The sequence below is a fragment of the Mycobacterium colombiense genome, from assembly GCF_001672755.1.
In the GTDB taxonomy this organism is placed as follows: Bacteria; Actinomycetota; Actinomycetes; order Mycobacteriales; family Mycobacteriaceae; genus Mycobacterium; species Mycobacterium colombiense_C.
The window spans coordinates 1-10,862 of the sequence record NZ_LZKI01000140.1; the positions used below are offsets into that span (position 1 = coordinate 1).

The window sequence follows — 10,862 nt, forward strand, 5'->3', positions numbered from 1 at the left end:
CAGCAGCGCGTTGATCCGGTCCCAGCCGAACGCGATCCCGCCGTGCGGGGGTGCGCCAAAGGTGAAGGCCTCCAACAGGAATCCGAATTTCTCCTGGGCCTCGTCGTGGTCCAGGCCCATCACCGCGAACACCCGCTCCTGGATGTCGCGGCGGTGGATACGGATCGACCCGCCGCCGATCTCGTTGCCGTTGCAGACGATGTCGTAGGCGTCGGCGAGCACGTTGCCAGTGTCGGTCTCGATTTCGCTCTCGTGGCCGGGCTTGGGTGCGGTGAACGCGTGGTGCACCGCGGTCCACGCCCCCGACCCGACGGCGACGTCGCCGGCGGCGGTCGCGTCGTCGGCGGGCTCGAACAACGGCGGGTCGACCACCCAGACGAACGCCCAGGCGTCCGGATCGATCATGTCGAGCCGGTGCGCGATCTCGCCGCGGGCGGCCCCGAGCAGGGCCCGCGACGGCTTGGCCGGGCCCGCCGAGAAGAAGACGCAGTCCCCCGGCTTCGCCCCGACGTGCGCGGCCAGCCCGTCGCGTTCCGCGTCGGACAGATTCTTGGCGACCGGGCCACCCAGCGTGCCGTCGTCGGCGATCAGCACGTAGGCCAGTCCGCGGTGCCCGCGCTGCTTGGCCCACTCCTGCCAGCCGTCCAGCGTGCGCCGCGGCTGCGAGGCCCCGCCGGGCATCACCACGGCGCCGACGTAGGGAGCCTGGAAGACGCGAAATGTGGTGTCGGAGAAGAACTCTGTGCAGTCGACCAGCTCGAGTCCGAAGCGCATGTCGGGCTTGTCGGAGCCGAACCGCCGCATCGCGTCGGCGTAGCTGATCCGCGGGATGGGCGTCGGGATCTCATACCCGATCAGCGCCCACAGCGCGGACAGGATCTCCTCGGAGATCGCGATGACGTCCTCGGTGTCGACGAAGCTCAGCTCCATGTCGAGCTGGGTGAACTCGGGCTGGCGGTCGGCGCGGAAATCCTCGTCGCGATAGCAGCGGGCGATCTGGTAGTAGCGCTCCATGCCGGCCACCATCAGCAGCTGCTTGAACAGCTGCGGGCTCTGCGGCAGGGCGTAGAACGAGCCGGGGTGCAGGCGGGACGGCACCAGGAAGTCGCGTGCTCCCTCCGGGGTCGACCGGGTGATCGTCGGGGTTTCGATCTCGACGAAGTCATGTTGCGCGAGCACCGACCGCGCGGCGGCATTCACCTTGGAGCGCAACCGGATTGCCTCGGCCGGGCCGTCGCGGCGCAGGTCCAGGTAGCGATACTTCAGCCGCAGCTCCTCGCCGGCCGGCTCGTCGAGCTGGAACGGCAGCGGTGCGCTCTCCCCCAGCACGGTCAGCGTGGTGGCGTTGACCTCGATGTCACCGGTGGCGATCTCCGGGTTGGCGTTGCCCTCGGGCCGGATCTCAATCACACCGGTGACCGCGACACAGAACTCGGCGCGCAGCCGGTGCGCCTGGGCCAGCACGTCAGCCTCGCGGAACACCACCTGGGCGATCCCGGAGGCGTCGCGCAGGTCGATGAAGATGACGCCGCCGTGGTCGCGACGGCGGGCCACCCAGCCCGCTAGCGTCACCTGCTGCCCGGCGTCGCTACTCCTCAGCGAACCCGCGGCGTGACTGCGCAGCACGAAAAACTCCTTTTCACCGGGCTTGAACGAGTGACCAGTCTAAAGGAGGTAATTTCGGTGGCATCGCCACAGACGCTGCTACCAACATCGCCCTGGTCGGTCCCGGCGCCGTCGGCACGACGGCCGCCGCGCTGCTGTACCGGGCCGGTCACCGGGTGATGGTGTGCGGTCGCACCCCGCGCGACGCCATCGAACTGCGGCCCGACGGGGCCGATCCGATCGTCGTACCCGGTCCGGTGCGCACCGATCCCACCGAGGTGACCGAGCCGGTGGACGTGGTCTTGCTGGCCGTCAAGGCCACCCAGAACGACGCGGCGGCCGGCTGGCTGGCCCGGCTGTGCGACGTTCACACCATCGTCGTGGTGCTGCAAAACGGCGTCGAGCAGGTCGAGCAGGTGCAGCCGCACTGCCCGCTGTCCCCCGTCATCCCCGGGATCGTGTGGTACTCGGCCCAGGCCCAGCCCGAGGGCTGGGTGCGACTGCGCAGCGAGGCGGCCCTGGTCCTGCCCAGCGGACCGTCCGGAGAGACCGTCGCCGAGCTGCTGCGCGGCGCCGGCTGCCGGGTGGACTGCGACCCCGACATCATCACCGCGGCCTGGCACAAGCTGCTCACCAATGCGCTGGCGGGGTTCATGGCGCTGGCGCGGCGGCGGTCGGGGATGTTCCGCCGCGACGACGTCGCCGCGCTGTCGCGACGCTATGTCGCCGAGTGCCTGGCGGTCGCGCGGGCCGAGGGCGCCCGGCTGGCCGATGGCGTGGTCGACGAGTTGGTCGACATGTTCCGCAACGTCGCCGAGGACATGAGCACGTCGATCCTGACCGACGCGGAACACCGGCGGGCGATGGAATGGGACATCCGCAACGGCGTGATCGTCCGCAAGGGCCGAGCCCACGGCCTGGCCACGCCGATCAGCGACGTCATCGTGCCCTTACTGGCCGCGGCCAGCGACGGCCCCGGCTAAGTTGTTGTCATGTTCGCCTGCGAGCGCGTCGATACCAGCTTCACCGAGACCGCACCCTTCCGGTTCAGCAACAGCGTCGACCTGGCCATCACCCCCGAGCAGCTGTTCGAGGTGCTTTCCGATGCCCAGTCCTGGCCGCGGTGGGCGAAGGTGATCACCAAGGTGACCTGGACCAGTCCCGAGCCGCGTGGCGTCGGGACCACCCGCGTCGTCGAGATGCGCGGCGGCATCGTCGGCAACGAGGAATTCCTTGCATGGGAACCGTTCACGCACATGGCATTCCGGTTCAATGAATGCTCGACCCGATCGGTCGCGGCCTTCGCCGAGGATTACCGGGTCGAGGTGATCCCGGGTGGCTGCCGGCTGACGTGGACCATGGCCCAGAAACCGGCCGGCCCGGCGAAGCTGGCGATGGTCGTGGTGGGGCCGCTGCTGAACCTGGCCCTGCGCCGCTACCTGCGCAACCTGCGCAGCTACACCGACTCCCTTGCGACCCGGCAACGTTAGGAGAGCGCCATGACCTTCAACGAGGGCATGCAGATCGACACCAGCACCGCGTCCGCATCCGGTGGGGGCGGCATGGGAATGGCCGTCGGGGGTGGGGGCCTCGGGCTGCTCATCCTCATCGGGGCGCTGCTACTGGGCGTCGATCCCGGTCGCGTCATGAACACCCAGCAGACGAACACCGGTGGCTACTCGGCACCGGGCTTCGACCTGAGCCAGTGCAAGACCGGTGCCGACGCCAACAAGTACGTGCAATGCCGCGTGGTCGCGACGGGCAACTCGGTGGACGCGGTGTGGCACCAGCTGCTGCAGGGTTACACCCGTCCCCACGTCCGGCTGTTCACCGGTTCGGTGGAGACCGGTTGCGGACACGCGACCACCGCGGTCGGGCCGTTCTACTGCCCGGTGGACAAGACGGCGTATTTCGACACCGACTTCTTCAAGGAGCTGGTCGATCGATTCGGTTCCAGCGGTGGGCCGTTCGCCCAGGAATATGTGGTCGCCCACGAATACGGTCACCACGTGCAGAACCTGCAGGGCCTGCTGGGCCGCTCGCAGCAGGGTGCGCAGGGCGCCGGCGGCAACGGCGTGCGCACCGAGCTACAGGCCGACTGCTATGCCGGGATCTGGGCGCACTACGCCTCCACGGTCAAGCAGGAGAGCACCGGTGTGCCCTACCTGGAACCGTTGAGCGACAAGGACATTTCCGACGCCCTCTCGGCAGCGGCGTCGGTGGGCGATGACCGCATCCAGAAGGAGTCCACCGGCCGGGTCAATCCCGAGTCCTGGACGCACGGTTCGTCAGAACAGCGGCAGAAGTGGTTCACCACCGGCTACCAGACCGGTGACCCGAACAAGTGTGACACCTTCTCCGCGCCCGACCTGGGCTAGCCGCCGCTAGGCGAGCAGGCCCCGCAGCTCGGCGCGGCCCTGCTCGTCGAGCGGCAGCAGTGGTGCGCGCGGGTCGCCCACCGGAAAGTCGAGCAGCTCCAGGCCGGCCTTCACGGTGGTGGCCAGCCCGCCCGCGACGATGAACGTGAGCAACGGCTTGAGGTCGTCGTAAAGCTTTTGCGCGGTGTCGAGGTCTTGCGCACGCACCGCCTCGTACAGGTCGATGCAGGGCTGTGGCCGCAGATTCGGTGCGGCCGTGCACCATCCGGACGCTCCGGTCTTCAGCGCGTCGAGCACCAGCGGATTGCTGCCGTTGTAGAAGGGCAGCCGGTTGCCGGACAGTTCGGCGATGCGTTGCATGCGGGTCAGGTCACCGGTGGATTCCTTCACCATGCGCACGTTGTCGATGTCTTCGAACATGCGCACCAGCAGATCGGGCGGCATGTCGACGCCGCTGGTGGCGGGATTGTTGTAGGCCATGATCGGGATGGAGATGGCGTCACTGATGCTGCGGTAATGCTGGAAGATCTCGCGCTCGGTGAGCTTCCAGTACGACACGGGCAGGATCATCACCGCGTCGGCCCCGGCCTGCTGGGCGTACGTGGCGCGCCGAATCGTCTTGGCGGTGGTCACATCCGACACCCCGACGATCACCGGGACGCGGCCGGCGACGGTGGCGATCGTGGTGTCGACGACGGTGTTGACTTCGGGTTCCTCGAGGTACGCCAGTTCGCCGGTGCTGCCCAGCGGCGCGATCGCGTGAACATCGGCGGACACCAGCCGCTCGACCAGTGCGGCCAGCCGTTCGGTGTCAATCCCCTTCTCGGAGAACGGGGTCACCGGGTAGGCGATGATGCCGTGGATCTTGGGCGTGGGCGATTGCGCCACAGCGGGCTCCTCGGATTGGGTTGGCGGATAACGGGTTCAGCTGGTCAACACGTCGGGGTGCCGGGCCAGAGCCCGGCGGGCGTAGTAGGCGAAGTTGGCGCGGCTGCGCTGCGGTGACAGCGTCCAGTCGTGGGCCTCGCGGGCCAGTTCTTCGGGTAATTCCTTGACGGTGCCCGCGGCCATGGCGGTCAGCTGCAGTTTGGCGGCGCGCTCGATGAGGATTCCCAACGAGCACGCCTCCTCGACGCTGGCACCGGCGATGACGTGGCCGTGATGCGCCAGCAGCACCGCCTTCTTGTCGCCGAGGGCCGCGCTGATGATCTCGCCCTCTTCGTTGCCGACCGGAACGCCCGGCCATTTCGGCAAGAACGCGCAGTCGTCGTAGAGCGGCGTGGTGTCCATATGGGAGACGATCAGTGGGACTTCCAGCATCGACAGCGCCGCCACGTGAAAGGCGTGGGTGTGCACGATGCACTGGACGTCGGGCCGGGCGCGATAGATCCAGCTGTGAAAACGGTTGGCGGGGTTCGCGATTCCGTCCCCGTCGAGGACGTTGAGGTCCTCGTCGACCAGCAGCAGGTTGCCATCGGTGATCTCGTCGAACCCCAGGCCCAGACGCTGGGTGTAGTAGGTGCCGTCCGCCTCGGCGCGGGCGGTGATCTGCCCGGCCAGCCCCGAATCATGCCCGGCGTCGAACAGCGCCCGGCACGTCAGGGCCAGTTTCTGGCGGGTGGTCAACTGCGAATCGGCGACGTTCGCCGTCAGCTGCTCGGCAGCCCGGCGCATCAATTCGGACTTCGACTCGGTGAACGTGCTGGCCATAATCGGGCTCCCTCGGCGATATGACACTACAGTAGCAGTATAGGAAACCTTGTGTCATGAAAGGGGTGACCCGTGACAGCACTGCTGCGCGCGGTCCGCAAGCAACGCGGCCTCACTTTGGAGGAGTTGGCCCGGCAGACAGGATTGACCAAGAGCTACCTGTCCAAGATCGAACGACGTTGCAGCACACCGTCGATCGCGGTCGCCCTCAAGGTTGCCAAGGCCCTCGACGTCGACGTGGGGCGGCTGTTCTCCGAGGAGGCGGCGCAGGAGAAGATCGCCGTGGAGCGTGCCACCGGCGACGCCCAGGGCGAGCGCTACCGGGTGCTCGCCTCGTCCCTGCTGGGAAAGTCGATGTCGCCGTTCGTGGTTCACCCGACGGAGCGGCTCGCCGACGATCCCCATCCCGAACACGCCGGCCAGGAATTCATGTTCGTGCACGCCGGAACCGTCGAACTCGATTACGGCGACCAGACGTTCACGCTCAACCCGGGCGACAGCGCCTATTTCGACGCCTCGGTCAGCCATAAGATCCGGGCGGTCGGCGCCGAACGCGCCGAAGTCGTCGTCGTCGCGCATGCCGAACCCGGGACCGCATGTTCGCCATCAGCGAAACCGATCTGGCGGCCGCCGATGAGTACGAGGTAGAGGACTACCGCCGCATCGAGGTGCCGCTGCGATCCGGCGCGACGGCGTGGGTGTACGTCTTCGCCGGCTGACTAGCTGGGTCGGCAGGTGACGGTGGTGGTGGCGTCCTGCTGCGCGACCACCTGGCCGTCCACGGCGATCTCGCAGTGGAACTGGGCGGGGCCGTTGCCCGAATCCGGCCAGTGCAGCATGCCGCTCGCGGTGATGCTCGCAAACTGGTTCGGGTTCGCCAGGGTGGCGGTGTAGGTGACCGGCGCTCCGCCGCTGAGCGGGGCCTGCACGCTGGTCGAGAACTTCGACGGGTCCGCGCTGAAAGCGGCCTGGCTGGGCGGGTCGGCGTTCACGTAGGAGACGTTGGCGGTCAGGTTGTTGGGGCTGGTCACGGTGTAGGTCACCTGGTGGCCATCGGCATGCGCCGTCGCCGGCGTGAGCACCGCCCCTGCGGCCATTGCCAGCGTTACCGCTGAGATCGCGCTCGCTGTTCTTTGCACGTTCGTCATATCGAAAACGCTACCGGATTCGTTAGCGGCGGTTCGCTGTTTACCGGCAGCTGTGCCCGCGGTTGCCCGGCTCCGGTATGAAGCAAGCATGAGCGATGAGACGCGTCCGGCCCCGAAACGGGCCGATAGCGCCGAAGCGCCGGTGACCCGCCGCCGGTTGCTGACGACCGGGGCGGTGTCGGCCGCCCTCGGGGTGGGCCTCGGGGGCGGTGCCGTGCAGCTGTGGTCACGCCCGCGGGGCCCGATGGCCTGGCTGCAGCCCGATCGCCACGGCGCACCGCCGGTCGGCGGGTTGCACCTGCAGTTCGGGAAGAACGCCGGCACCGAAGTGGTGGTGTCGTGGCACACCACCGACGCGGTCCGCAATCCGCGGGTGCTGCTCGGGACGCCGACGTCCGGCTTCGGCCGCACCGTAGCCGCGGAAACCCGCACCTACCGGGACGCGAAGTCGGGCACCGAAGTTCGCGTCAACCACGCCCGGCTGACCGACCTCACCCCGGACACCGACTATGTGTACGCCGCGGTGCACGACGGCGCGGAACCCGAGCAGGGCACCGTGCGCACCGCGCCGACGGGCCGAAAACGACTGCTGTTCACCAGCTTCGGTGACCAGTCCACACCGGCACTGGCAAAGATGCCCGACGGCAGCTATGCCACCGACAACATCGGCTCGCCGGCCGCGGCCGACACCACCATGGCGATCGAACGGATGGGGCCGCTGTTCAACCTGATCAACGGCGACCTGTGCTACGCCAACCTGGCCCGAGACCGGGTGCGCACCTGGTCGAACTGGTTCGAGAACAACACCCGCTCCGCGCGATACCGGCCCTGGATGCCGGCGGCCGGTAACCACGAAAACGAATTGGGTAACGGGCCAATCGGTTACGGCGCCTATCAGGCTTACTTCGCGGTGCCCGACTCTGGATCGAGCCCCGAGACTCGCGGCATGTGGTACTCGTTCACCGCCGGCTCGGTGCGGGTGATCAGCCTGAGCAACGACGACGTCGCCTTCCAGGACGGCGGCAACTTCTACGTGCACGGCTACTCCGGCGGCGAGCAAAAGCGCTGGCTTGCAGGCGAACTCGCCGCAGCAGGGCGCGACCCGGATATCGACTGGGTAGTCGTGTGCATGCACCAGACGGCGATCTCCACCGCCGACAAGACCAACGGCGCCGACCTGGGCATTCGCGAGGAATGGCTACCGCTGTTCGACCAGTACCAGGTTGATCTGGTGGTGTGCGGTCACGAACACCACTACGAACGCTCGCACCCGTTGCGCGGCACGCTGGGCACCGACACCCGTACGCCGATACCCGTCGACACCCGGAACGATGTCATCGACGCCACCCGCGGAACGGTGCACCTGGTCATCGGTGGCGGCGGCACTTCGGCGCCGAGCAACGCGATGTTCTTCCCCGATCTCCGTTGCCGCGTGCTGACCGGCGTGGGCGCATTCGATCCCGGGCTGGGCCGCAAGGCCCCGATCTACGTGGTGGAGGACGCGCCGTGGTCGGCGTTTCGCGACCGCGAGAACCCTTACGGTTTCGTGGCTTTCGACGTCGACCCCGGCCGAGCCGGCGGTAGCACCTCGATCAAGGCGACGCACTACGCGCTGCGAGGCTCGTTCGGTGAGGTCGCCGTGATCGACGAATTCACGCTCACCAAGCCGCGCGGCGATAAGGCCGGCTAGCCCGGCCCAGCAACATGGCCACAGCGGATTTTATCCCTGTGAAATACTTCAGAAATGGTTGAATCGCCGGGCGGTTCGGTCGCCGGGGGCCGGCTGGCGGATTTCGTGGTCGATCGACGCATGCTATTGATCACGGCGCTCGCGGTGCCGATCGGAGCGCTTGCCGCGGGCGCGGCGTGGTGTCTACTCAGGTTGATCGGGTTGGTCACCAACCTCGTCTTCTACCAGCGCTGGGCCGTCGGCCTGGTGGCGCCGGGATCCCACCCTCATCCGTGGTGGCTGCTGCTTGGCGCCCCCGTCGCCGGCGGCCTGGTGGTCGGCGTCATGGCGCGGCTGGGCTCGGAGAAGATCCGCGGTCACGGCATGCCCGAAGCGATCGAGGCGATTCTCACCCAGGGCAGCCGTGTCGAACCGAAAGTCGCCATCCTGAAACCTATTTCGGCCGCGATCAGCATCGGCACCGGCGGCCCGTTCGGCGCCGAGGGGCCGATCATCATGACCGGCGGGGCGCTGGGGTCGATCCTCGCCCAACACCTGCATCTGACCGCCGACGAGCGCAAGATCCTGCTGGTTTCCGGAGCCGCCGGCGGGATGGCGGCGACCTTCAATTCGCCGCTGGCCTCCATTCTGCTGGCGGTCGAGTTGTTGCTATTCGAATGGCGGCCCCGCAGCCTGATTCCGGTGTCCGCGGCCGTCGTGGTCGCGACCGTCGTGCGCCAATTCATTCTCGGCGGCGACCCCGTCTTTCCGGTCGACGTTGCGCACCTGAGTCGCATCGACTGGAAGATCGACCTGCTCGCGCTCGTCATCGGGGCGTGCGGCGCGGTGGTCGCCATCGCCGCCACACGTCTGGTGTATCTGGCCGAAGACGCCTTCTCGCGTCTGCCGATCCATTGGATGTGGTGGCCCGCGATCGGCGGCCTGGTAATCGGGGCGGGCGGGCTGATCGAGCCACGGGCCCTCGGCGTCGGCTACGACGTAATCGACGCGCTGCTGACCGGCCGCGCCACCCTGTCCTTGATAGTCGGCATTCTCATCGTGAAGACCGCCATCTGGTCACTGTCCTTGGGTTCGGGCACCTCCGGCGGTGTGCTCGCGCCGGTATTCATGATCGGCGGTGCGCTCGGAGCCCTTGTGGGACAAGGCCTGCCGCACGTGTTCCCGGGGTTCTGGGCGATCCTCGGGCTGGCGGCCGTGGTGGGCGGCGTCATGCGATCGCCGCTGACCGGCATCGTGTTCACCCTCGAGCTCACCCATGCCTGGCCCACGCTGCTCCCCCTGATCGTGGCCTCCACCACCGCCTATGCCGCGTCCGTGATGATGCTCGACCGATCCGTTCTGACCGAAAAAATAGCCCGGCGGGGGCTGCACCTGACCCGCGACTACACCACCGACCCACTCGAAGCGTTCTTCGTGGCCGACGTCATGCATCCCGAGCCTGCGGAAATGCCCACGGGCGGCAGCGTCAGCACCCGCGACACCCTCCGGCATGCCGCGAACATCCTCGCCGAATCGGGCGGCCGCGCGCTGCGGGTCCTGTCACCGGAGGGCACCGAACAAGGTCACCTGCTGCTGCAGGATCTGCTTGCCGCGCGCCTGCACGACATCAACGAAGACACCCGGCGCACCCGGCACTTCATCGCGTTCGCCCGGAGGCGGCCCCGACGGGTCACCGAGCCCGACTAGCTCAAAACAGCGTCGTCTGAACAGGTTCCGGCGCCGTCGTGACCGACACCGCTCGCGAGAACGGGCGGTGGTCGCCGGCCAGTCGATGCTTGGCGATCAGCGGGGCGGCCCGCTCCCGCAACATGTCCCGATAGCCCTGCGGCAGGTAGGCGCCGCGCCGGTACAGCTCGCGGTAGCGGCCGACCAGCTCGGGATGCGAGCGTGCCAGCCACGCCATGAACCAGCCCCGGGTCGAGCTGCGCAGGTGCAGGCCGAAAACCGTGACGCTGCGGGCGCCGGCCGCCGCGATCTGTCCGAGCAGCCCGTCGAGATGCTCGACGGAATCGGTGAGATGAGGCAGCACCGGCGCGACCATCACATGACAGTCCAGCCCGGCGGCACTGATCGCGCTGATCAGGCCCAGCCGCGCCTGCGGTGTGGGCGTGCCGGGCTCCACGTCCTTGTGCAGCTCGGGATCGCCGACGGCCAGCGACACCGCGACCGAAACCGGAACATGCGCCGCGGGTTGGGTGATCAACGGCAGGTCGCGCCGCAGCAGCGTCCCCTTAGTCAGGATCGACAGCGGCGTGCCCGATTCGGCCAGGGCGCCGATGATCCCGGGCATCAGCGCATAGCGCCCCTCGGCCCGCTGGTACGGATCGGTGT

General features: G+C 68.0%; 10 protein-coding genes and 2 pseudogenes. 7 read left to right on the plus strand and 5 right to left on the minus strand.

The window, feature by feature from the left end:
* The coding region (gene aspS, locus A5708_RS19460; RefSeq protein WP_065030198.1) for an aspartate--tRNA ligase at positions 1 to 1,626 on the minus strand (1,626 nt) is incomplete at its 3' end.
* 62 nt (positions 1,627 to 1,688) lie between these two features.
* Here aspS and A5708_RS19465 point away from each other — a divergent pair.
* The 3 genes from A5708_RS19465 to A5708_RS19475 are packed head-to-tail and all read left to right on the plus strand — an operon-like array spanning position 1,689 to position 3,983.
* Positions 1,689 to 2,588 (plus strand): oxidoreductase, encoded by a 900-nt coding sequence (locus A5708_RS19465; RefSeq protein WP_196772684.1) that lies wholly within the window; start codon positions 1,689 to 1,691, stop codon positions 2,586 to 2,588.
* A gap of 9 nt (positions 2,589 to 2,597) precedes the next feature.
* Entirely contained in the window at positions 2,598 to 3,095 is a 498-nt protein-coding gene (locus tag A5708_RS19470; RefSeq protein ID WP_065030190.1) for an SRPBCC family protein, read from the plus strand.
* 9 nt (positions 3,096 to 3,104) lie between these two features.
* On the plus strand, positions 3,105 to 3,983 hold the full coding sequence (locus A5708_RS19475; RefSeq protein ID WP_065030191.1) for a neutral zinc metallopeptidase: 879 nt from the start codon (positions 3,105 to 3,107) through the stop codon (positions 3,981 to 3,983).
* A 6-nt stretch (positions 3,984 to 3,989) separates the two neighbouring features.
* Here the strand turns inward: A5708_RS19475 and A5708_RS19480 are convergent, their stop codons facing one another.
* A complete protein-coding gene (locus A5708_RS19480) occupies positions 3,990 to 4,871 on the minus strand; it encodes a dihydrodipicolinate synthase family protein (RefSeq protein WP_065030192.1) in 882 nt (293 codons plus the stop codon).
* 36 nt (positions 4,872 to 4,907) lie between these two features.
* Entirely contained in the window at positions 4,908 to 5,693 is a 786-nt protein-coding gene (locus tag A5708_RS19485; protein WP_065030193.1) for an aldolase, read from the minus strand.
* 72 nt (positions 5,694 to 5,765) lie between these two features.
* Here A5708_RS19485 and A5708_RS19490 point away from each other — a divergent pair, with 72 nt between their 5' ends.
* Together A5708_RS19490 and A5708_RS28025 are read left to right on the plus strand one after the other, a co-directional pair.
* Positions 5,766 to 6,341: a helix-turn-helix domain-containing protein gene (locus A5708_RS19490; RefSeq protein ID WP_065030194.1), complete on the plus strand. Its 576-nt coding sequence runs from the start codon at positions 5,766 to 5,768 to the stop codon at positions 6,339 to 6,341.
* A pseudogene (locus tag A5708_RS28025) lies at positions 6,308 to 6,412 on the plus strand (gamma-glutamylcyclotransferase); the annotation flags it as partial. The gene A5708_RS19490 and the pseudogene A5708_RS28025, both read left to right, overlap by 34 nt.
* On the opposite strand, the gene A5708_RS19495 reads toward A5708_RS28025, so the two are convergent.
* Entirely contained in the window at positions 6,413 to 6,841 is a 429-nt protein-coding gene (locus tag A5708_RS19495; RefSeq protein ID WP_065030195.1) for a hypothetical protein, read from the minus strand.
* 88 nt (positions 6,842 to 6,929) lie between these two features.
* Here A5708_RS19495 and A5708_RS19500 point away from each other — a divergent pair, with 88 nt between their 5' ends.
* Both A5708_RS19500 and A5708_RS19505 read left to right on the plus strand, forming a co-directional pair.
* Positions 6,930 to 8,531, plus strand: coding sequence for a purple acid phosphatase family protein (locus tag A5708_RS19500; protein ID WP_065030196.1), 1,602 nt, complete (start codon positions 6,930 to 6,932; stop codon positions 8,529 to 8,531).
* A 54-nt stretch (positions 8,532 to 8,585) separates the two neighbouring features.
* Positions 8,586 to 10,217 carry a chloride channel protein gene (locus tag A5708_RS19505; RefSeq protein WP_065030197.1) on the plus strand — a complete coding sequence of 544 codons (1,632 nt, stop codon included), beginning with the start codon at positions 8,586 to 8,588 and terminating at the stop codon, positions 10,215 to 10,217.
* Between the two features lies 1 nt (position 10,218).
* On the opposite strand, the pseudogene A5708_RS19510 reads toward A5708_RS19505, so the two are convergent.
* Positions 10,219 to 10,862: pseudogene (locus A5708_RS19510) on the minus strand (radical SAM protein); the annotation flags it as partial.

What these genes read in the sequence shown, in the direction of transcription:
- A5708_RS19485 (WP_065030193.1), bottom strand. Translation starts at nt 5,693, where the DNA reads ATGGCCAGCACGTTCACCGAGTCGAAGTCCGAATTGATGCGCCGGGCT.
- A5708_RS19475 (WP_065030191.1), top strand. Translation starts at nt 3,105, where the DNA reads ATGACCTTCAACGAGGGCATGCAGATCGACACCAGCACCGCGTCCGCA.
- A5708_RS19500 (WP_065030196.1), top strand. Translation starts at nt 6,930, where the DNA reads ATGAGCGATGAGACGCGTCCGGCCCCGAAACGGGCCGATAGCGCCGAA.
- A5708_RS19470 (WP_065030190.1), top strand. Translation starts at nt 2,598, where the DNA reads ATGTTCGCCTGCGAGCGCGTCGATACCAGCTTCACCGAGACCGCACCC.
- A5708_RS19495 (WP_065030195.1), bottom strand. Translation starts at nt 6,841, where the DNA reads ATGACGAACGTGCAAAGAACAGCGAGCGCGATCTCAGCGGTAACGCTG.
- A5708_RS19505 (WP_065030197.1), top strand. Translation starts at nt 8,586, where the DNA reads ATGGTTGAATCGCCGGGCGGTTCGGTCGCCGGGGGCCGGCTGGCGGAT.